At 35.9% G+C, this 20,955-nt stretch carries 18 protein-coding genes and 1 other RNA gene; 9 read left to right on the top strand and 10 right to left on the bottom strand.

The window, feature by feature from the left end; translation table 11 throughout:
- Positions 1-23: 23 nt before the first annotated feature.
- From B3209_RS03610 to B3209_RS03595, 4 genes are read left to right on the top strand one after another with little or no spacing between them, the layout of a single operon-like run.
- Positions 24-464: a hypothetical protein gene (locus B3209_RS03610; protein ID WP_296662460.1), complete on the top strand. Its 441-nt coding sequence runs from the start codon at positions 24-26 to the stop codon at positions 462-464.
- Between the two features lie 8 nt (positions 465-472).
- On the top strand, positions 473-889 hold the full coding sequence (locus B3209_RS03605) for a (deoxy)nucleoside triphosphate pyrophosphohydrolase (protein WP_296662458.1): 417 nt from the start codon (positions 473-475) through the stop codon (positions 887-889).
- Complete coding sequence (locus B3209_RS03600; RefSeq protein WP_296662457.1) at positions 886-1,272, top strand: hypothetical protein; 387 nt, start codon at positions 886-888, stop codon at positions 1,270-1,272. Before B3209_RS03605 ends, B3209_RS03600 begins: the two co-directional genes overlap by 4 nt.
- The gene (locus B3209_RS03595; RefSeq protein WP_295797810.1) at positions 1,259-1,588 is read left to right on the top strand and encodes a helix-turn-helix domain-containing protein; all 330 of its coding nucleotides are present in this window, start codon (positions 1,259-1,261) and stop codon (positions 1,586-1,588) included. The genes B3209_RS03600 and B3209_RS03595 overlap by 14 nt, the downstream gene beginning before the upstream one ends.
- A gap of 35 nt (positions 1,589-1,623) precedes the next feature.
- Here the strand turns inward: B3209_RS03595 and ssrA are convergent.
- The 7 genes from ssrA to B3209_RS03560 all read right to left on the bottom strand — a co-directional run bounded on the left by ssrA (position 1,624) and on the right by B3209_RS03560 (position 7,897).
- Positions 1,624-1,989, bottom strand: a transfer-messenger RNA (tmRNA) gene (ssrA, locus tag B3209_RS03590).
- A 51-nt stretch (positions 1,990-2,040) separates the two neighbouring features.
- On the bottom strand, positions 2,041-2,592 hold the full coding sequence (locus B3209_RS03585; protein WP_294015245.1) for an ATP-binding protein: 552 nt from the start codon (positions 2,590-2,592) through the stop codon (positions 2,041-2,043).
- Positions 2,593-2,603: 11 nt separating this feature from the next.
- A complete protein-coding gene (locus B3209_RS03580; RefSeq protein WP_013701365.1) occupies positions 2,604-2,942 on the bottom strand; it encodes an anti-sigma factor antagonist in 339 nt (112 codons plus the stop codon).
- A gap of 28 nt (positions 2,943-2,970) precedes the next feature.
- Positions 2,971-4,671, bottom strand: a complete 1,701-nt coding sequence (locus tag B3209_RS03575; protein ID WP_296662455.1) for a GAF domain-containing SpoIIE family protein phosphatase — start codon at positions 4,669-4,671, stop codon at positions 2,971-2,973.
- A gap of 190 nt (positions 4,672-4,861) precedes the next feature.
- Positions 4,862-5,791, bottom strand: coding sequence for a transcriptional regulator (locus B3209_RS03570; protein WP_295797799.1), 930 nt, complete (start codon positions 5,789-5,791; stop codon positions 4,862-4,864).
- The gene (locus B3209_RS03565) at positions 5,757-6,527 is read right to left on the bottom strand and encodes a metallophosphoesterase (RefSeq protein WP_295797796.1); all 771 of its coding nucleotides are present in this window, start codon (positions 6,525-6,527) and stop codon (positions 5,757-5,759) included. The genes B3209_RS03570 and B3209_RS03565 overlap by 35 nt, the downstream gene beginning before the upstream one ends.
- Positions 6,524-7,897, bottom strand: a complete 1,374-nt coding sequence (locus tag B3209_RS03560; RefSeq protein WP_296689830.1) for a tetratricopeptide repeat protein — start codon at positions 7,895-7,897, stop codon at positions 6,524-6,526. The genes B3209_RS03565 and B3209_RS03560 overlap by 4 nt, the downstream gene beginning before the upstream one ends.
- A gap of 135 nt (positions 7,898-8,032) precedes the next feature.
- On the opposite strand from B3209_RS03560, the gene B3209_RS03555 reads away from it, so the two are divergent.
- A complete protein-coding gene (locus B3209_RS03555; RefSeq protein WP_296662450.1) occupies positions 8,033-9,118 on the top strand; it encodes a tetratricopeptide repeat protein in 1,086 nt (361 codons plus the stop codon).
- On the top strand, positions 9,093-12,413 hold the full coding sequence (locus B3209_RS03550) for a tetratricopeptide repeat protein (protein WP_296689828.1): 3,321 nt from the start codon (positions 9,093-9,095) through the stop codon (positions 12,411-12,413). The genes B3209_RS03555 and B3209_RS03550 overlap by 26 nt, the downstream gene beginning before the upstream one ends.
- A 20-nt stretch (positions 12,414-12,433) precedes the next feature.
- Here B3209_RS03550 and mutL read toward each other — a convergent pair whose 3' ends face one another.
- Genes mutL through xseA form a run of 3 tightly spaced genes read right to left on the bottom strand, consistent with a single transcriptional unit; the run spans position 12,434 to position 15,788 of the window.
- Complete coding sequence (gene mutL / locus B3209_RS03545; protein ID WP_296664603.1) at positions 12,434-14,272, bottom strand: DNA mismatch repair endonuclease MutL; 1,839 nt, start codon at positions 14,270-14,272, stop codon at positions 12,434-12,436.
- Positions 14,269-14,568 (bottom strand): exodeoxyribonuclease VII small subunit, encoded by a 300-nt coding sequence (gene xseB, locus B3209_RS03540; RefSeq protein WP_296664601.1) that lies wholly within the window; start codon positions 14,566-14,568, stop codon positions 14,269-14,271. Before xseB ends, mutL begins: the two co-directional genes overlap by 4 nt.
- Positions 14,569-14,579: 11 nt before the next feature.
- On the bottom strand, positions 14,580-15,788 hold the full coding sequence (xseA, locus tag B3209_RS03535; protein WP_296664608.1) for an exodeoxyribonuclease VII large subunit: 1,209 nt from the start codon (positions 15,786-15,788) through the stop codon (positions 14,580-14,582).
- Positions 15,789-15,854: 66 nt separating this feature from the next.
- Here xseA and B3209_RS03530 point away from each other — a divergent pair, with 66 nt between their 5' ends.
- Genes B3209_RS03530 through B3209_RS03520 form a run of 3 tightly spaced genes read left to right on the top strand, consistent with a single transcriptional unit; the run spans position 15,855 to position 20,951 of the window.
- Entirely contained in the window at positions 15,855-17,474 is a 1,620-nt protein-coding gene (locus tag B3209_RS03530; protein WP_296689826.1) for a spiro-SPASM protein, read from the top strand.
- The gene (locus B3209_RS03525; RefSeq protein WP_296664597.1) at positions 17,449-18,402 is read left to right on the top strand and encodes a hypothetical protein; all 954 of its coding nucleotides are present in this window, start codon (positions 17,449-17,451) and stop codon (positions 18,400-18,402) included. Before B3209_RS03530 ends, B3209_RS03525 begins: the two co-directional genes overlap by 26 nt.
- A 14-nt stretch (positions 18,403-18,416) precedes the next feature.
- Positions 18,417-20,951 (top strand): cytidylyltransferase domain-containing protein, encoded by a 2,535-nt coding sequence (locus tag B3209_RS03520; RefSeq protein WP_296689824.1) that lies wholly within the window; start codon positions 18,417-18,419, stop codon positions 20,949-20,951.
- Positions 20,952-20,955: the final 4 nt, after the last annotated feature.

Here is a 20,955-nt window from a genome sequence, read left to right as displayed (position 1 = left end):
TATTCTTTTATAGAGGAATAATTATGGCTCAGTTTTATTTTCTTTCCGTTTTGCTAAATATCCTTGCCGGACTAATTTTGATTTATGGAAAAAATCTTGTTGACTTAAAGTCTTCTGATGATGATTCTGAATCTAGTCAAAAAATTTCTTTCGGCGGACTGAATTTTGACAGTTCTGGATTCAGGCTTGTTGTTGGTGTCTTGTGCGTTTTTGTAGCAGTTATGAAAATTCTTTCTGTTTTTCGAAATGATATTCCTGTGATTGGAGATTTGTTTCCTGTTGTCGCAGGTTTTCTTTCTGGAGCTTCAATTCTTTTGGAATATTATATTTTCAGCAGTTCAGAAAGTGATTCCGTTCCTCCTGCGGTTTATAAAGTTTTTATTGAGTCAAGAAAATATATTGGAATTGTCTGCATAACGGCTGGCATTTTGCATTTCGTCTTTCCTCAAGTCATGCTTTTGTAGAGGTTTTTATGTCAAAAGTTTCCATAGCATGTATAGCTTTATTAAACGGGAAAATTCTTGTGGCCCATAGAAATCCTACAGGTCAAATGGGCGGACGCTGGGAATTTCCAGGCGGAAAAGTTGAGGTGGGTGAAACTGACCAAGAAGCCGTTGTTCGGGAAATAAAAGAAGAGTTTGGAATTGCTGTAGCTGTTGGAGAAAAAATTGCAGAAGCCTCTTTTATTCATAATGCAGAAAATGTTCTTTTGCATGCATATAGAATTTTTGTTCCTCATGATGGAATTGAAAAAAAATACAGTTTAACGGAACATACAGAATACAACTGGATTCAGGTTGAAGATGTTGCAAATTTGAATTTTGTAGATAGCGACATGCTTCTTTACCCAAAAGTAAAATCTTACATTCTTGAGGAACTGAAAAAGTGAAAAAGTTTTTTGCAGTTCTTGTTGTTTTTTTTACTGTAATTTTTTCTAGCTGCATTCAAAAAAAAATCGACCTCAATTTTCAAGATGAATCTTTTATTGCCCCTGATCATGAATGGCTTGTTGTAACTGTTCCTTATGCGGCTTTTAGAGTTTCCGCTGATTTTTCAAGTGAAATTTGCTTTCATGCAAGGAGCGGAGATATTTTTCTAATCTGCGGAAAACAAAAAGTTCAAGTTATTAATGCGGAAGAAAAAAAATCCAGCAAAGATTATTTAGTCTGGTACAAAGTAGAGCAGGGCTGGATAGACGGTTCACTTGTGGCTGTTTATGATACTAAATTAAAAGCAGAGGCTGCTGCAAAAAGAGCTTATGAAAAAAACTGAAAGAAATATAGCTGCTACGTTTGCAAAAAATTTAAAGTTTTTCAGGCAAAAATGCAATTATTCACAGGAAAAACTTGCTGAGCTTATAGATGTTTCCCCTGCGACAATTTCAAATTATGAAACTGGAGAAATGTGGCCCTCACGTCAAAATTTAGCAAATCTTGTTGATGTTCTAAAAATTCATCCTTACCAGCTTTTTATAGATTTTTCAAAAGACCTTGACTTTTTAAAGCTTGATATTATTGAAAGAGTTGAGATTGCTTTTGATGCGCCGGAAGAAGGTTTTTCTACATCTGCAAAAAGAGTAAGAAAATAAAAAAAGCACCCGAAACTAAAAAGTTTCCAAGTGCTTTGGAGATGGCGGGAGTTGAACCCGCGTCCATGCAAGCAAACCAAGCATCTCTACAGGTTTATTGAAGCGAGGTGGTTGTCGGGAAAAGGTAGCGGCTTCAAAGGCGTCTCTTCCGTATCTTGATAAAAGTCTTGAACTAACCTCAAGAAATTAGCTCAACAAGTCCCTGTCAGCAACAGAACATTTCAGCATTAGGAACAGCATACTAAAAGTTCCGGCACTGCTTAAGCAGCAAGTGCAAACTGTTCGTTTTCAGACTGTTCGTCTTCTCTACGTTTTGCAGTTATTTTTTTGTCAGTTTGAGGCACCTTCACACCTACCTGCAACACAAGATTTCTCTTGCTTGTCGAAACCGGTACATCCCCGGTTTTATAAAGAGGCTGAAAATTTCAACCTCTTTAAATATAATCAAAAAATTATTCTCCGTCTACAGCAACACCATGACGTTTCTGCTGAAATCTCTTAAGCATTGCAACGCCATTACGTTTGTCATTGTATACGAATCCGCCGTTCCAGTATTCCAAGGCTGCGAAAAGAGCATTTCCGCCGTCCTGTTCATCAGATTTTTTTGTACGGAATGAAACATAGTTTGAAAGCTCTTCAAAATTTGAATTATGAAGACAATCCAAACGTTTTTTGTTGAATTCATTCCATTTTTCCAAGTCCTTAAATCCTTCGCCTTCATCTTCAACGATTATGTGAGCATGCGATGGGCTAAAAGAATACCAAACGTGTACCTGCTTATTTAAATCGCAGTTATTTCCATGTTTTACTGCATTTTTTATAACTTCACTTATCTGCTGCTCAAGAAGGTTTATTTCTTTGATTTCAAGAGGAGCTGACTGTACAATCAAAAGTGTAAAGTAGCGTATCTGTCTAAAATTTGAGGGAAATGCTTTGTAAAGCATATTTGTTTTGTCAAATAATGGGTCATTGCCATCTGAACGAAGCTCTTTGAATTCTTCCATTAAAGTACCTCTTATTCGTTAATCATAAGCAACGCTTCTTCAACACTATTTGCAATAGGGAAGTAGCCCATCAACTTGGTGAGTTCAATAACTTTTTTTACAGAGCCGTGAACATTTGAAATATAGAGCTTCAAGTTCATCTTTTTGATTGTAGAACAGATGTAAATGAGAGCTCCAATTCCAGACGAGTCGATATAATCAACCTGCTCAAGATTGATTACAAACGATTTTACATTTTTCTCAAGCATCTTCATTACAAGTTCCTTGAGTTTGTAAGAATTGTACAAGTCCATTTCACCATTTACATCAATGATGTAGACTTCTCCATTCTTCCTTATTTTAAGTTCCATAAGATGTCTCCTTACTGCTCAAATTTACTTAAAATTTTATTACTAGCAACGACTGGTCATCATGAAGACTACTGTTGCCTATAAACTTCTTAATATCAGACTTTACAAGATTTGCAATGTCTTTTCCAGTTGAATTTGCATTTGAAGAAACTATTTTTAGCAAAGATTCCTTAGGATATTGAATTCCTTGCTCATTTAAAGCTTCAACAAGTCCGTCTGTATATGTAATAAGAATATCACCAGTTTTAATATCTTGCAAGATATCTTTATACTGAGATTCTTTGTCAACTCCAATTGGCTCGCTTGGTGTTGAAATCTGTTTTATCTCATTTTTTTCCTTATTATAGTAGAAAACAGGAGTTGTTCCGCCTGTTGCAATTTCAGCGACCTTTTTAACTGGATCATAGTTTATAAGTGCGCAAGATGCAAAGTGATCTGTACTGAAACTTTCCGCTGCGATTCCATGGTTTACCCATTCAAGAATAGTTCCTGCTGTTTTCTTTGTATTTACAACAAGTCGAATCATCGCCCGAAGCATTGACATTACAATTACGCTGTTGATTCCTTTTCCTGCAACATCGCTCATTACAAATGAAACACGGTCTCTTCTGGAAACAATTACATCATAATAGTCTCCGCAAACTCCTTCTTCTGGATTCCATATTGTTCCAAGCTGAATTCCAGGGAGAGCAGGGAGTTTTGCAGGATGAAGCATTTCTTGAATTTTTGAAGCTATCTCGGCTTCTTTCATAAGGTCGTTATGCTCTATAATATCCTTTACTGAAACAACGCTTTTTATAGAAGTTGCCGCAAAATCTGTAATCATTGATGCAGTCTTTAAATTTTCTTCAGTAAAGACAGAATTTTTCTTTGTTCTTGCAAATGCCGCAACGCCAATTACTGAATCCTGAATTTTTATAGGAACCATTATATAACTTCCGCATTCAAGGAATTCTTCAGGTCCGTTCTGATAAATTCTTGCGTCGTTTTCAGGCTTTGTAATAAGTTCTGGTTTGCCTGCTGTTGCAATTTCGCCAAATATGTTTTCTCTAAGCGGAAATGATGCGAATTTGAAATTTGTGGCAATGCGGATAGGCTTGTGTGGCATATCGCTTGGAAGCTTGTATGGAGGAGGAAAATCCCCGTCAAAAGAACGGACTGTAATCACATCTTCAAAGTCGTCAACCATGAGGATCGCGCCGCCATCTGCGTTTATTTCTTCTCTTATAGTTTTATTTACATAGTCAAGAAGCGCGTTCATTCCGTTTTTCTCTGAAAATGCTTCTGATGCTTTTGCGGCAAATGAATAACTGATTTCAAGTGCTCTCGATTCATTTTCACCAGGCTGAATTGACTTTTGCTGCTGAGATGAAGTCTGCTGAAGCGCCTCCGCATAAGATTTTTCTTCTGCCACGTTCACATAATGCGGAACGAGTTTTTCAATTTTCTTTGGCTCAAAAGTATACAAAATTATGCAGTATGGAATCAGAATTAATGCTGCGATTGAAGCTGCGACTGCAAAATATGCAAAAGGATCTCCTTCGCCAGTTATTTCTTTTATTGCCGCGATAAGGCTTCCTGCTCCAAGAATCAAGTCTGAAAGAAGAGCTATAAAACTTACTCTGGCAGTTTTTTTCTTGCGGATTAAAAGAAATAGCACGAATAAAAATGCGCAAATCACAGAAACCGCGAAAAGAGGAATGTATGCAAATTTGTCATCTAAAATCAAGGTGTCTGCTCCTTGTACAATTTTCAATTTTAACTAAATAATTTTAAATTTTTTGCCGATTATAAAAATAAACCGCAAAATATTTTTATTATTCTAGCATTGAAATATTGTACCGTCAAGTTTTTCATTAAATATTATCGGCACAAAACTGTAAAATTAACAGTCAAAAATCAGTAAAAAATTTTTATTATCAGTTGTTTTTTAAATCTTTTTTCATCTTTGACCTTGCGAGAAAATTTTTAATACGCCGGTAAATAGAGAGTTTTTTGTATTTTTTTGAAAAGTCTTCTGCGGCGTCTTCAAGTGGAAAGTCGTTTCCAAACCGCTGCTTCAATTCGTCCCAGTATTTTATAAGAAAAACGTAAAGGTCGGACAAAGTTCTGCCTTTGAAACTTTTTAAAATTTTGCGGCTTTCGATTGCCCTGATTACAGGAAGATAGACGTTGTTGAACCAAGAAAGAATCGCTTCCTCCATAGAAACTTCTTCTTTTTTTCCGGAATTTATGTAGTATTTGTGGCAGAGAATGTGGTTGTAAATAAGGTCGTACTGGCCGGGCGTGCTGAAATTCAGACACCAATAGTCAGTTATGTCGCCAAAACAGGTTTCCGCATAAAATACTCGTTTTTCGTATTCTATTACTTGCTTTTCCATTTGTTCTTTTGTGCTTCCGGGCTTAAGCTTGATTTCACTTTGAAGGCTTACGACTTCAGCATCGATGTTTTCTATGCCTTTCATTTTTGCAACAGAAACGCGGTGATTTCCGTCTCTTACAAAATAAAGTCCTCCAAGTTCATAAAGGCTTACCGGCGGAAGCGTGATGTCCTGGTAATGCGCCATATCAACGTGTTCCCAGCGTGATTTTAAAAAATTGTTTTTTGGCAAGAAATGATTATCAAAATCTTTATAACGTCCTTCGCTGCCTACAATCAGTTTGATTGGAACAACTTGCATTCCTTTGTAAACTTCGTTGCTTGGCTTGAGCATTTTTTTTATGTCGGTAAATGAAATAAGCTTTGCTTCCTCTGGATTTAAAAGATGCTGTATTTCGTTGAAGAAGGCTTTGTTGCGCGCTTTTGAAAAATCTTCATCTGTCTGCGAGGATAGAAACGTCTGCTCCAAAATTTGCTCCTTTTTTTAGGTTCGGCTCGAATTCTACTACTATGTGACTGTAAGCATTTATGACTGTTGTGTTTTGTGATACAGTGCATCTTGTAGCCTGAAGGTCGTACAAATGTATATGACCGTGAATCATAAGCCCTGGTGAAAATTTTTTAATAAACCAGTTAAAACAGTCAAATCCTTTGTGGCACTGATCTTCTTTGTCATGTATGTGCCTTGGAGATGCGTGCGTCAAAAAAATATCGCAGTATCTTCCGTATTTGATTTTGTTCCAAAGCAAGCCCGGAATCATCGCTACAAGCTGCCTTTTCATCTGCTTGTCCGTGAACTGAGCTTGTCCGTTGTTGTATCTTATGCTTCCTGTAACTCCAGAAATGAGCAGGGGCGTTGTTTTTCCGTCTGAAGTTTTAAATGTAAGATTCTTGCACCTTATATTTTTGTTGCTTGCGTAATCTGCTCCGTGCGCATGTTCAACTCCAGTTCCTTCAAATTTAAACGGCGAGCCTGAAAATAATGAATCAGAAAACATTTTATTTTTATAATATTTGTATTCCTTTAAATCGTGGTTTCCGAAAACAAAAAAAGTCGGTTTTCCTAAGGCGTCTACTATAAAATCAACGTATTCCATGGAAAGGTCTCCGGCGCAAAAAACAGCGTCAACATCTCCATATCTTTCTTTTACTGTGGAAGAGTAGACTAAAGGGTCGATTTGGTCGGAAACGCAAAGAAATTTCATTGAATGCCAGCCTTTCTGAAAAGCGATTCAAGAGTGTCTTTGGATATTAGGGCAAGCGGACGGCTGTCTGCAAAAACTTGTGCTGTGTGTGAAAAATCAGAGCTTGCAAAAAGAAGTCCTTTTACATAGCCTTTTGTTTTTATTGTGTCAGCGAGTTTCCTAACTGGAGTTTCTTCTATTGTATCTGTGGAACGGTAGAACTGCGCTAGGAAAAACTGTTGCTTTGCATTTAAGAATGCTTCCTGTTTTTTTTCTGTGGCAAGAATCTGGCAGCCGTAAGGAGTAAAATCAGTTTTTTGACTTTGAAGATTGTATCCTGCCAATAAAATTTTTTTGCAAAGCTCCATGAATTGCTGGTTGTTTGCTGTTAAATATTCTTTTATTCCGTCATTTGTCTCAAGCTCTTTATATTGATTTAATTTTGATGTCACATCCTTGAATTTGCTGTTGCATTTGTAGACGGTTTCCCATTGTTCTATTGCTTTTTCAATTTTTCTGCTTTTTTCGTAGCAGATTCCGAGAAAGTATCTTGCGTATAAAGTTTCCTGCGAATTTGGAATTTTAGCGTTTGAAACCGCGCGTTCAAATGCGTCCGTTGCTTTTTCAAGTTGATCCGCCATCATAAGGCAAGTTCCTTTTTCAACAAGAGCTTTTTGCCTGTATTCTTGCGAGCGTTCAGCTTTTTCCAGAAGTTTTACTGCTGTGGACAAATCTTTGTTTTCTTTGCAGACTTTTCCAAGGTAATAATAATTTTCGTAGGATTCTGGATTCAGTTTTATTGAAGTTTCCAAGGCTTGTTTTGCCTGTGTGTAATTTTTTGCCCTAAGAAGAAGACGGCCGATTGAAGTGTAGGCTTTGGGATTCCGTTTGTTTAGAAGAATAGTTTTTTGGTAAAATCCCATAGCAAGTTTTGCGTTTCCCTGGGTTTCAAGAATTTCCGCGGCTTTAAATGTGTTTTCTGGATTGTTTGGCTCGAGTTTTGTCAGCAAAAGATATTCTTTTAAAGCTTCATCAGGCTGATTGAACCGTTTGTAAAGTTCCGCCATTTCTTTTCTGAATTCAGCTTCTGGAATTTCTCCGTTAAAAAGCGCGTTTTGGTTTACGGCTTTGTATTCAATGAAAGCAAGTTCAGGCTTTCCATCTTTTAGATAGGCTTTTCCCAAAAAATAATGGGCTAAATAGTTTCGCGGATTTTTTGAGATAACAGATTTTGCGCATCTTTGGGCAGCTTGAAATCTTCCGTCTTTTATAAGCTTTGGAATTCCGTCAATTTTTGAAGGAGCTATGATATTTTTTACTATAAAAATCAACGCTGTAGCGACAAATGCGATTAAAACACCTATTATAATTACAGATGTCAGTGAACCCATTGAAATTCCGCCTGTTTGTTTAGTTTTTTGTTAAAAAGGTTACCTTTTTTCACTGAATATGTCAATTTATATGGAAGACTTAAAAATTTTGCTGTTTTCCTAAGAAATTTGCTGAAATCTACAGATAATAAAATGATGTCGATTTATAGAAAATTTAAGAAATTTTTTTGTTTCTCTTTTTTGCTTTTTGTGTTCAGTTCTTTTGCGCAGAATGACGATTTTTTGCAAGGTGAAAATCTGTTCAAGGAAAACCGCGTTGAGGAAGCTGTTCCGTTTTTAAAGTTAGCCATCAGCACTGGAAAATTTCCTAAGGCTTACAATTATCTTGCGCTTTGCTACGAAAAAATGGGGCTTTTGAAGGAAAGTCTTGAAGTCTGCACAGAAGGAATGAAAGTTTCTGGAACTGATAAAAAGGTTCTTGCTTTTAACGCAGGAAACGTCTGCTTTGCAATGGAAGATTTTTATTCAGCTGAAAAATGGTATTCACTTGCGATTGCCGCGAACAGACTTTATGCGCCTCCCGTTTTAAACCGTGCAAATGCCGAGCTTAAGCAGGAAAAATATATTGCAAGCCTTGAGGATTACAAGCTTTATCTTGATTTGTCGCCGAATGACAGGCAGAAAGCGGAAATTGAGCAGCTGATTGCTTTGCTTGAAGGTTTCAAGAAGGCAGAAGAAGAGCGGCTTGCTGAAGAAAAACGTTTAAAAGAAGAGGCTGCTTTGATTCAGGCGGCGCAGGAAAAACAGATTTTTGCAGAACAACAAGCTGCGGCACAAAAGCAAATTCAGGATGAAAAAGATAAGGCTGCGGAGTTAGAAGCTAAAATGGCGGAACAGCAGGCACTTCTTGAGCAGCAACGTGCGGAAATTGAACGGATTTCAAAGGAAAAACAGCTTGTTGAGGAACAGGCAGCCGCAGAAAAGAAAGCTAGAGATGAAGAAAAAGCTGCGGAACTTGAAGCGAAGATGGCGGAACAGGAATCTAGGCTTGAACAGCAGCGCGCGGAAATTGAACGAATGCTTCAAGATCAAAAGGCTTATCAGGAAGCGGCTCTAAAAGCCCAAAGAGAAGAGGCTGCGAAAAAAGCAGAAGAAGATGCTGCAAGAAGAAGAAAATTGCTTGAAGATGTGGCGGCTTCGCTGCAGAATTCAGAAACATCAAATATGACTGCTGGTGCAGAAGGAACGGTTGATTATGGCTACGAATCAGAACTCGAATAAAGATTTAGATAAGAAAAAAACTACTGCGGTAAAAAAAAATACAGCTTCAAAAAAAACAGTGGCTTCTTCTGCGGAAAAAAAGCCGACAGCAAAAAAGGCTTCAGTTTCTTCGGAAAAAACAAAAGTGGCTGCAGTTTCAAAAAGTTCTGCTTCAAAAAAAACAACAGAATCTAAAACTACAGCTCCAAAAAAAACTTCAGGACTTTTAGAAAAGTCAAAAGCTGTAAGAGCTTCTTCTGTTTCTGAAAAATCAGTTGAACCTAAAACTACCGCTGTGAAAAAAACTTCTGTTGAAAAAAAATCCTCTTTGCCTGAAGCCAAAAAAACTGCTGCTTCCTCTGCGGAAACAAAATCAGTTTCAAGAAAAACTGCTGTTTCTTCTGCGGAAAAAAAGCCTGTAGCTAGCAAGGCTTCTGTTGCTTCGGAAAAAACAAAAATGGCTTCGGCTGTCAAAACTGTCGCTGTAAAGAAAACAGTTGAACCAAAAATTTTTACAGAAGAAAAAAAATTGTCAGCACAAAAAGTTCCTTTACAAAAAACTGTTGCTGCTTCTAGTTTGCCTTCTAAAAAATCTCTAGTTGAAAAAAAAGAAGAAACTGGAGTTGTAATAAAAAAGACTGAGCCGGTTTTGGCTTCAAGTTTTGATGTAGAAAAAAAGTCTGCGCAAAAAAATATTGAGCTTGAAAAAAAGAAAGATAAAAAATCAAATAAGAAAATAGTGGCTATGTTGTTTTTCTTGCTTGCTGTTTTAGCTGGAGGTGGATTTTTTGTTTTAAATAATAACAATTTTTTTGGTGCCAAAGACAATGTTGTTTCAGAATTGAACCTTGAAGAAAAACTTGCATTGGCTCAAAAATTAATTGAGCAGGGAAATTATGAAGAGGCTTTAAAAATTCTTTTGGGAATTGATGCTTCAGGAAATACCGAGGCTGCAAAAGAACTTAGAAATAAAATTTCCGCTTTAATAAATGAAGCTTTTTCAAAGGCTTTAGAAAATGGACGTGAACAGGAAATTTTAGATTTTATACAGTCGCTTATTGATAATGACGAAATTGAATCTGCGTTGAAAATTTTAAATGCAATAAAAGCAGAGCAGGGAAGTTCTTTAAAAGAAAAACTGGACAGTTTGAAAAAGGCTGCTGTTGATAAAGCTATTGCAGATGGAAAAACTTCCGAACTTTTATCTTTGATTCAACAGATGATAGATGATGGAAATTTTTCAGATGCGCTTGAACTTTTGAATGCAATTTCTATTGATGGCGATGATGAAATTTCTGATATGCTGAAAAATAAAATTGAGCGCATGAAAAAACAGGCCTTGGTTTTACGGTCCGCTGAAAATCTTTCTGATGAAGAAAAACTTGCGCTTGCACAAAAACTTATTGACGAAGGAAAATTTGAAGAAGCCCTTATTCTTTTGAACAGTTTAAATCCAAATGAAAAAAATCAAGAAAAAATAAATGCTCTAAAAAAAGAAGCTGTAGAAAAAGCAATGCAGTCTGGAATTGATTTAGGCGAGTTTGGTTTTGATGAGAGTGGAAACCCAATTCTTTCTGAAGAGGAAATTCTTCGTCATAGAAACGAAGCAAAGAATAAGCGCGAAATAGAAGAACAGAAAATTCAAGATGCAAAAAAAGAAGCTGAACGAAAAGCTCTTGAAGAAAAGAAAGCGAAAGAACAAAAAGCCTTGGAAGCAGAAAGGCAAAGAAAAGCTGCCGCTGCAAAGAAAGCACAAGAAGAAAAATTGGCAAGGGAAGCCGCCGCTAAAAAAGCTGAAGCGGAAAGAAAGGCAAGAGAAAAAGCTCTTGCAGAGCAAAAAGCTAAAGAGGCTGCTATTGCACGTCAAAAGCAGCTTGTTGAAAATTATATTTCAAATGGAAAGCAGCTTTTGTCTGAAAATAAAAATAAAGAAGCTGTTGTTGAATTTTATAATGCTGAAAAAAATCTTCCTGAAGAAGAAAATGCTTTTGCCGCAAAAAAACTTGGAGAGGCTGCGACAGCTTTGTTTGATAGCTCTGAAAAAAAATCAGGAACTGAAAAGAAATTTCTTCGTGATGAAGCTGTAAAATTTGCAGAGAAATCCTTTGAAAATTCTAAAGAAGAACCTAACGTTATGTTTATCCTTGGAATGGATGCTCTTGAAAAACATAATTATGCTTCTGCTGAAAATTTTTTACGTAATGCCACAAAAAAAGATCCTGCCAATAGCACTTATTTTTATCAGCTTGGAAGAGTTCTTGCGATGCAGAAAAAGTACAATGAATCGCTTGCTGCTTTCCAAACTTCAATAAAAATAAATGGAAATTTTGCTCCTGCCCATTATAATTCTGGCTTTGTTTGTGAAAAACTTGGAAAAAATAAAGAGGCTCTTGCTTCATACAGAAATGCAACAAAAATAAAACCTGACTATGAAAATGCATTTATGGGAGCAGGCCATGTTTTAGCTGAAGAAAAGAATTATTCAGAGGCAGTAAAATCATATTCAGAGGCGGTAAGAATAAATCCATCAAGAGCGCAAACTTATCAGGAACTTGGCTCTTGTTATTCAGAATTAAAAAACTATATTCTGGCTGAACAAAATTTTTTAAAGGCTCTTTCTTGTCCAGATTCTACTGCAGAAAAAAATGCGCTCACTTATTACAATCTTTCTACTGTGATGTTTGCGCAGGATAAAAAGAACGATGCATTTGATTTTGCAAAAAAAGCTTATGATAATAAAGACAAAACTACGTCGGATGTAAAGACAAATATCTCATATAACCTAGGACTTTTAAATCAAGAATTAGGAAACGAAACTGAAGCTATAAAATTTTATCAAGAAACTTTAAAGCTTGATTCAAATCATGTAAAAGCAAATACAAATTTAGGAATGATTCTTCTTTCAAAAAATGAACCTGATGCTGCGATTGCTCTTTTATTAAAAGCTTACAAAAATGATTCTAAGAATTTTGAAGTAAACAACAATCTTGGAAGCGCATATAGAGATATTGATGACTTTGCAAACTCTGTAAAATTTTATAAAAATGCTTTGGGCATAGAACCTGAAAATTTGACAGTAAAAGAAAATCTTGCAAAGTCATATACATCTGCAAAAGATTATAAAAATGCAAGGGCTGTTTATGAAGAGCTTGTAAAAAAACAGCAGACTGAATGGCCTTTGTTTTTTGAACTTGCAAAAGTCTGTCTTGCTCAAGGTGATGGAAACAGCGCGGAAAAATATTTGCTTTACTTGCAATCCAAAGCTCCAGATTTTAAATCTTCAGAAGTAAATGGATTGCTTGCTGAACTGCAGTAACTTATTTTTCAGAGCGGATTTTATGTCCGCTTTACAAGTGCAAAAAGTTGCTGTCTTGTTATTGTTGTGTATACCGGGCGTCCATGCGGGCAATGCGGATCTGGCAATTCAAGAGCACCTTTTGCAATTTTTTTTGCAGTCTCTTCGTCTAAAACTGTTCCGTCCATAACTGCGCTTCTGCATGCTGTGGATGCGGCTGCTGCATTTATCATATCTGCTGGATTTACTCGCCGGTCAAGCACATCTTTTTTTAAATCTGCTTCTGTGCCTTTCCATCTTATTGGAACTGTTGAAAATTCCCATTTTCCATTTCCGCAGTCTTTACATGAAAATCCAGCTTCTTCAAGTTTGTCTTTTATTGCTCGGATAAAATTGTCATCAGCGACGGAATCTGTCTGCACAATATATGGAACAAGAAGAGATTGTTTTTGTCCTGCCTCTGCCATTATTTGATTATAAATCATTCTTTCATGGGCGGCGTGTTGATCTATTATGTAAAGCGTTTCATTTTTTTCTGCGATAATAAAAGTTCCAAGAACACAGCCTGCAAAATGAAATCCTTTTTCATATTCTGAAAGCTTTTCACTATTTATTTCTGGAACATAATTCGGTTTCATTGGATGAAAAAAATCTTGTGAAGTTTTCGTTTTAAAGAAAGATTGTCTTGTTCCGCCTGATGAAAAACTTGTTCTAGGATTTCCACGCTTCACATCTGAATAAATTGAATTTATTTTTGGACTTTTGTTTTGGTGAGTGAAATTTTCTTCAACAAAATTATTTTTTTCAATACCGGTGGAATTAAAAGAAAATTCATTTGAAAGTTCAGCTTCTGTTTTATCTTCTGCATTTTGGGTGAGCATTGATTTTACAGTATACTGCTTGAAAAAATTTCTTGTTGTTGAGCTTACTGCATGATGAAGCGCATTTATGTCTTTGAATCTAGCTTCTCGTTTTGCAGGATGAATGTTGAAGTCTACAAGCGCTGGATTCATTTCTACAAAAAGACAGGCGACTGGAAATGTTCCATTTGGAAAATATCCCTGTGTTCCGTAAGCAATGGCTTGCACGAGAGAGTACTCCTGTATTTTTCTTCCGTTCACGTAAATGAAAATATCTTTTCTGGAATTTCTTGCAACAGAAGGTTCTCCAATAATCAGAGTAAATGAAAAATTTTTTTCGGAATCCTCATACTTCAGTTCATAAAATAAATCGCTGCTTTCAAAAAAATCATTTGTCTGAACAAATCTTTCTTTTAAAGATTGTCCTGCGGGAAGTGAAAGTTTTTCTTCGCCGTCATTTACAAAAGTAAAAGCAATGTCAGGGCGCGGAAGAATTTTTTCTTCAAAAATTGTCCTGCACTGAATTCCTTCTGAAGCCGGTCTTTTTAGAAACTGTCTTCTGGCAGGAAAATTTTCAAAAAGTCCTGATGACTGTGCTATGGTTCCTTCTGTTGAAGCACAAGGCTCGATGACGTGATCTTCTGTTACAGAAGCGTTCATTTTCCATCCGCCGCTTTTTATTTCCAGACGGCTTACTGCTGCAATTGAAGAAAGTGCTTCGCCTCTGAATCCCAATGTTGAAAGGCTAAGCAAGTCTGTTTCTGTTGAAATTTTGCTTGTCGCATGTGGATGCGCGCATTGAATCAAATCTTCTTTTGACATTCCGCAGCCATTGTCTATGACTCTGATTTTTTCAATTCCGCCACTAGCAATTTCAACTCTGATTCTTGTTGCGCCACTGTCAACTGCATTATCCATAAACTCGCGGACAATAGCGCAAGGCTTGTCTATGACTTCACCGGCGGCAATTTTTCTTGCAACTTCCGCATTTAGAATTTTTACGCGTCTTTGTTCTGTCATGCTCTTGTTCCAGTGATTTCAGAAGATTCATCAAAAAGACCGAGCACAGGAGCATTTTCAGTTTTTGCCTTTTGTTTTTTAACTTGTGCGGATTTTTCATCTTCTTCTGAAATATCAGGATTGTTCATTAATATTTGAATTTTGCTTTCCATTTCATCAAGGGACTTTTCCATGGATTTTGCAAGTTTTATTCCTTCCTCAAAATCTTTTAGCGCGTCTTCCAGGCTGATGTCACTTTTTTTTATGGAAGCAGAAAGCTCTTCAAGTCTTTTTAGTTTTTCTTCAAAGTTTGTCATTTTGTTCTCCGTTAATTTATTTTATCAACAGTTGCGAAAATCAATCCTTCCGCCGGCCTAATTTTTATTTTTGCGCCATTGGAAAGTTCAGATGATTTTCTTATTATTTTTCCATTTTCATCGCAAACCATAGAATATCCTCTGTCAAAAATGTTCTGTGGATTGCAGTTTTCTAAATTTTGCAGGCACAGTTTTATTTTTATTCTTTTATCTTTTATTATGTTTTCCATTGCGTCTTTCATTGAGTCAAATGCTTTGTCAAATCTTTCTGAATATTTTTGCTCAATGTTTTGCAATCTGGTCCGCATATTTTCAGGATTGAAATTTCTTAGCATAAGTCGCAGGGAATTTGTTTTGTTTTGAATTTCAGAAAATAAAACGGATTTGAAATTTTTAATATTATTTTCTATGTCGGACTTTCTTGGAATTGCAATTTCCGCCGCCGCGCTTGGTGTTGGAGCTCTTACGTCCGCCGCAAAGTCGCTTAGTGCCCAGTCAATTTCATGTCCAACTGCAGAGATTACAGGAATCTTTGAGTTGGCAATTGTACGGACAACTTTTTCTTCGCTGAACGGAAGCAAATCTTCCAAAGATCCTCCGCCTCTTCCGACAATCAAAACATCGCACATGTTGTATTCGTTTGCAATTTTTATCATGTACTCGATTGTATCCGCGGCATTTTCACCTTGCACGATTGCAGGAAAAACAACGATGCTTACTTTGTCATTTCTGCGGCGTCTTATATTTAAAATATCACGCAGTGCCGCTCCGTTTGGGCTTGTAACAACTCCGACTGTTTTTGGAAAAAATGGAATTGTGCGTTTTCTTGCTGAATCAAAAAGTCCTTCCGCGGCAAGTTTTCTTTTCCGCATTTCAATCATTTCCATTATGTTTCCGGCTCCAGCTTCAATCATTGATGAAACTTGAATCTGGTAATTTCCGCGCGGACAGTAAACTGTTATTTTTCCTCTTACTTGAACAAGCATTCCGTCCTTTGGAATGAAATTCAGAGCAGAAGCTGCTCCTCTGAACATTACCGCTGAAATCTGGCTGTCTGAATCTTTAAGTGAAAAGTAAAGATGCCCGGATGAACTTGGCTTGTAGTTTGAAATTTCTCCTTTTAAAATTATATTTTGAAAAGAACCTTCAAGCATTGTTTTTATAAGTTCTGTCAGCTGTGAGACTGTTAGGGCATTGTCTTTTTTTGATTCGTTTTGCATTTCCATTTTGTTCCGATTGTAAACATTCCGTTTAATTTAGACAAGATATTTTCCGATAATGAAATGATGAAGAATTTAGTTTTTTTATACATAGATGAAAATTCGGCTCATAGTTTTGAAAAAGTTTTTTCTGGAAAATCAGCTTTTGAAAAGTGCCTTGAATGGGCGGCTGATGTTTCAAGTTTGTGCGGAATTGTTGTTGCCTGCTTTGAAGAAAATAAAAATATTGTGGAATCTTTTGTATCTTCATTTGATAAAGTAAAAGCAAAAATTGTTTCAAGGAATTTTTGGAATACGGCAATATTAATAGAAGAAATGTCTGCTCAAGTTTCTATTTTTTCAGCAGATGACGTTGTTTATTCTTCAGCAGACAGACCCTTTCTTGACAAAAAGCTTACGAGTGAACTTCTTGAAAACCACAGAAAATATATTTCTGAATATACATTTGCAGACGGCTATCCTTACGGTTTTTCGCCGGAAATTATAAATTCTGGAACTTTAAAAATTCTTTCCACTTTTGCATCTAAAACTCACAAAGGGCTTGGGGAGTTTCAGGTTTCAAATGAATGCATTTTCAATGTTATGAAAGCTGACATAAATTCTTTTGAAATTGAATCCGTGATTGCTCCTAAAGATTTTAGAATGCTGCGTCTTGATTTTTCGTGTTCGCAAAAAAGAAATTTCGTTGCCTGCCAAAGACTTTATTCGAATGCTCTGAAAAAAGAAATTCCGTTTACCGCTGAAAATCTTTCTGAACTTGCTGAAACTTGCGCTGATGTCCAGCAAACTTTGCCAGCATTCTATAATATTCAGATTTCAGAAAACTGTCTTGCAATGCCGTTTTACAATCCTTATCCAGAAGCTTTTAAAAATAAATTCGGTTTTTTCCCATTTGAAAAAGAAAATCAAAATCCCAAAGACATGACTTTGGAAAAATTCAATTTTCTTATTGAACAGATTTCCAGTTTTTCAGAAGATGCCGTAATTGATTTGAGTGCCTGGGGAGAACCGTTGCTTAACAAAAAATTTGCGGAATTTATTGAAATTGTTTTGCGCCATAAAAATCTTTCTGTTCTTGTAGAAACTGACGGAGTTTTAGTTACTGAGCAGCTTGTTTCAAAAGTTTTTGAAATTTCAGAACGAGCTGGAAAAAGAAAAAATGGAGCTGAATCTGTAACTTGGATAGTTTCAATTGATTCTTTTAGCGAAGATATGTACAACAAAATTTTTTCAAATGGAAACTTTAATTCTGCTGTGAATTCAATTCTTGCTTTAAATAAATTTTTCCCATCTTCTGTTTATCCGCAGTTTACAAGAATGAATGAAAACGAAGATGAACTTGAAAAATTTTATCGTTTTTGGCACTCAAAAGATTCTCCTTCCGGCGGAAAAGTTATAATTCAAAAGTACAATGATTTTTGCAAACTCTTGCCTTCGAGAAAACCTGCCGATTTGTCTCCGCTTGAAAGAAATGTCTGTTGGCATTTAAAACGCGACATGACAATTCTTTGCACTGGTGAAGTTCCTCTTTGCAGACAGTTTGTGTTTTCTTCAATAGGAAATGTTTTTGATGAAGGTGTAGAGAATATATGGAAAAAATATTTTGGTGAAGTTCAAAATCAGCTTGAAAAAAAATATGGAGAAAAATGCAAGGATTGCGATGAATACTATACCTTCAATTTTTAATCAGCATAAAATTTCTTACACTGTTATCGGCGGAACTGAAAATCCCAAGCAAATTCTTATGCCTGTTACGTGCATAGTTCTTAGCAGGTCGGGAAGACATTATAGAACAAGGGTTCTTGAAAACTTATTGCAGAAAGGATTTGAAAAAATTATAAGCGTGAATTCTGAAAATGAACGGAAATCCATAGATTCTTTTGCGAGGCATTTTCCTACTGTAAAATTTTTAGTTGCATTGGAAAATGTATCACAGGGAGAACTTTTGAATATTGCTTTTTCTGAAGCTGAAACTCAGTATGTTTTGGTTGTTCAAGAGGAAATGTGCCTTGAAAAATTTTCTTTTGACGCTTCTATGGTTTCTAAATTTATTAAGAAAAATCAGTTCTGCATTGCTCCAAGGCTTTTTTCTGACAGCTCTACAAAACTTCCAGTTGCGCTTTTTCCTTCAGCAAGAAAATCTGTTTTTGAAGTTGAGGCAGATTCTGTATTTTTAGACGGACAGCCAACTTTGTATCCTGCTGATTATGCGGGTTTTTATAATCGTGAGAAATTTATTCTGCTTGGCGGAATTGACTATACGATTTTTTCTGAATACTGGCAAAAAATCGATTTCTTTTTTAGAGCTTGGCTTTGGGGAGAGAAAATAAATTTGTCAACAGGATTTGAGTTTAAATATACAGGCGCAATTCCTGAAGAAAACCTAACGGTAGATATTTCGTATCTTAGATTTTACTTGAAGAATCTTTTGCCTGTTTTTTTATCAGATCATGCAAAAATTCCATGGATTTCATATTTTGCTTTTAAATTAAAAAGTTCTTGCGGATTTGTTGAGTCTATGCGGCAATTTAAAGATGCCATGCGCTGGACAAAGGAAAATCAGTATAGATTTAAAACAGACGCTGTTGCTCTTATTGAAAACTGGGGAAAATAATTCCGAGGTAAAAGATGAATTTAAAAAAAATAAAAGAAGGAATAAAAAAAATTGTTATCGGAAGAAAACGTGTTGTTGTAATTGTCCAGTGCCGCCTGTCTTCAACAAGACTTCCTAGAAAAGCTCTTTTGCCTCTTGGCGGAAAAACAATTCTTGAATGGACTTTGGCTTCAATGAAAAAGGTTGAAGCTTCAAAATACTTTCTTGCTGTTGATGAGGAAAGCAGGGAAGAACTAGAACCTATTGCAAAGAAATGCGGCTGGGATTTTTACGCTGGCTCTCAATCTGATGTTCTTGACAGATTTTGCAACGTTATAAAAATTTCCAAAGCCGATGTTGTTTTAAGAGCAACAGCCGACAATCCATTTTTATTTTATGAGGCTGCACAAAAACTTGTTGATGAATATTTTTTAAAAGAAAAAAATTCTCCAGTTGACTACATTACATTTTCTGGACTTCCGCATGGCTCTGGAGTTGAAGTATTTAATGCAGATTCTTTGCTTGAAGCCGCACTAGAAACAGATTTGCCTTATGACCATGAGCATGTAGGTCCTGCGCTTTATAATCATTCTGAAAAATATATTTGCGCTTTTGTAAAAGCTCCGCAGGAATTTTACTATCCAGATTATAGAACTACAGTTGATACTTTGTCTGATTATAAACGGGCTTTAAGAATTGTAAAAAAAGTTTCCAATAATAAAATTCCATCAGAGCCTTATTCTACAAATGAAATTTTAAGTGCGCTTTCGTTTCCTGCTGTAAAAAATCCTGTTCTTTTAATTCCCTCTGTAAAGAAAGGCCATGGAACCGGACATTTAAGAAGATGCCTTGATCTTGCAATTGCAAATAGTTGGGATGTTTATATTCCAAATGACGCTGATTTAACCCAACGATTGGATTTAATTGGAGATGCGCAAAAAAATGGACTTGATGCTTTTCAGATTGTGAATGAGATTCTAGATTTGTCTGAATATTGTCTTGCGATTACGGATTTATTTTTAGCTGATAATAATTTTATTCGTTCTATAGCAGCAAAAATTCCAGTTGCAAGTCTTGATGAAGGAAACTGCGACAATGACTATGCTGAGTATCTTTTTGATATAATTCCTTCTTTAAAGTCAAATCGAAATGTAAATTACTACAATCCAGCTTTTATTCCTTTGCCCGAAAAAAAACGCAGTTCTTTTCCTATAAAAATAAATAATGCACTGATTTGCATTGGCGGAGAAGATCCGGCAAATCTTCTTTTAAAATCCGCTGTTGCGCTTGCAAAAAATAATGTTCATGTTTTGGCTGTTGCATCTTCAAAAGAAAAAGTTTTTGAGGCAGAAAAAAATATTCCAGACGATTTAAAAAAATACATAAGCATTTCTTCTCCAATTGAAAATTTAAAAGAAGAACTATTTAAATATGATCTTGTTGTTACTCATTTTGGGTTTACTGCTTTTGAAGCCGCTGGGGCAGGATGCGCTGTAATTCTTTTGGGAACGACACCTTTGCATATTCGTCTTTCAGTTGCAAATGGATTTAAATGTCTTGCTCCTAAAAAAATAAATCAGAAAAATTTCAAAAGTCTTTTGATTCAACCTGAAAATCTTTTAATAAAAAATAAAGTTGAGTCTTCGGAAAATCTTGCTTCCTTTACAAAAAAACTTTCGCTTGGAAGCCATTTTGAGTGTCCTGTTTGCAAAACTGGCGAAGGCTTTAGAAACAAAGTTATTGCGAGAAACAAAAATAGAACTTACAGAAAATGCTCAAACTGCGGAATGATTTATATGTCTTGGACTTTGTCGGAATTTCAAACTGAATATAATCATGCGTATTTTTTTGAAGATTATAAAAAGCAATACGGAAAAACTTATCTTGATGATTTCAATTCAATAAAATCTGTTTGCTTGAGGCGGATTTCAATTATAGATTTTTTCTACAGGCTTACAAATAGAATCTCAAAAAATATTCCTTCTGTCTTGGACATTGGGTGCGCGATGGGACCTTTTCTTTCTGCTGCAAACGATTCTGGATGGCAGGTTTTTGGCGCAGATATTTCTCAAAGCGCAGTTGAGTATGTTCAGCAGACTTTAAATTTCCCGGCTAGCTGCGTAAGTTTTCCAGATGCAGATTTTGTTTCAGAATTCGGAATTGAAAAATTTGACGCTGTTACAATGTGGTACGTTATAGAACATTTTAAAAATCTTGATTCCGTGCTGAAAAAAGTTTCTGAAATTGTAAAAGACGGCGGAATTTTTGCGTTTAGCACTCCGTCTGCTTCTGGAGTCAGCGGAAAATATTCTAGTGACGATTTCTATGAAAAAAGTCCGGCCGACCATTATACGATTTGGGAAACAAAATGCGCAAAAAAAATTTTGAGAAAGTATGGGTTCAAAGTTGTGAAAGTTGTTTCAACAGGAATTCATCCGGAGCGTTTCCCGCTTGCAAAAAAAATGAAATGGAGTTCAAAGTCTTTGCCAATGAAAGTCTTAGCTGACTTGTGCAAAGTTTTAAAACTAGGCGATACATTTGAAGTTTATTGTAAGAAAATTAAATCCTAAAATC

This window comes from Treponema sp. UBA6852, assembly GCA_002449305.1.
In the GTDB taxonomy this organism is placed as follows: Bacteria; Spirochaetota; Spirochaetia; order Treponematales; family Treponemataceae; genus Treponema_D.
The sequence above is the reverse complement of the archived record's forward strand: the minus strand, read 5'-3'. Positions and strand labels throughout refer to the sequence as shown.

Excerpts from the sequence above, each read along its gene's own strand:
- xseA (WP_296664608.1), bottom strand. The coding sequence starts at position 15,788 with ATGCAAAACGAATCAAAAAAAGACAATGCCCTAACAGTCTCACAGCTG.
- mutL (WP_296664603.1), bottom strand. The coding sequence starts at position 14,272 with ATGACAGAACAAAGACGCGTAAAAATTCTAAATGCGGAAGTTGCAAGA.
- B3209_RS03560 (WP_296689830.1), bottom strand. The coding sequence starts at position 7,897 with ATGGGTTCACTGACATCTGTAATTATAATAGGTGTTTTAATCGCATTT.
- B3209_RS03525 (WP_296664597.1), top strand. The coding sequence starts at position 17,449 with ATGAATACTATACCTTCAATTTTTAATCAGCATAAAATTTCTTACACT.
- B3209_RS03550 (WP_296689828.1), top strand. The coding sequence starts at position 9,093 with ATGGCTACGAATCAGAACTCGAATAAAGATTTAGATAAGAAAAAAACT.
- xseB (WP_296664601.1), bottom strand. The coding sequence starts at position 14,568 with ATGACAAACTTTGAAGAAAAACTAAAAAGACTTGAAGAGCTTTCTGCT.
- B3209_RS03605 (WP_296662458.1), top strand. The coding sequence starts at position 473 with ATGTCAAAAGTTTCCATAGCATGTATAGCTTTATTAAACGGGAAAATT.
- B3209_RS03580 (WP_013701365.1), bottom strand. The coding sequence starts at position 2,942 with ATGGAACTTAAAATAAGGAAGAATGGAGAAGTCTACATCATTGATGTA.
- B3209_RS03565 (WP_295797796.1), bottom strand. The coding sequence starts at position 6,527 with ATGAAATTTCTTTGCGTTTCCGACCAAATCGACCCTTTAGTCTACTCT.
- B3209_RS03610 (WP_296662460.1), top strand. The coding sequence starts at position 24 with ATGGCTCAGTTTTATTTTCTTTCCGTTTTGCTAAATATCCTTGCCGGA.
- B3209_RS03520 (WP_296689824.1), top strand. The coding sequence starts at position 18,417 with ATGAATTTAAAAAAAATAAAAGAAGGAATAAAAAAAATTGTTATCGGA.
- B3209_RS03555 (WP_296662450.1), top strand. The coding sequence starts at position 8,033 with ATGTCGATTTATAGAAAATTTAAGAAATTTTTTTGTTTCTCTTTTTTG.
- B3209_RS03595 (WP_295797810.1), top strand. The coding sequence starts at position 1,259 with ATGAAAAAAACTGAAAGAAATATAGCTGCTACGTTTGCAAAAAATTTA.
- B3209_RS03585 (WP_294015245.1), bottom strand. The coding sequence starts at position 2,592 with ATGGAAGAATTCAAAGAGCTTCGTTCAGATGGCAATGACCCATTATTT.
- B3209_RS03530 (WP_296689826.1), top strand. The coding sequence starts at position 15,855 with ATGAAGAATTTAGTTTTTTTATACATAGATGAAAATTCGGCTCATAGT.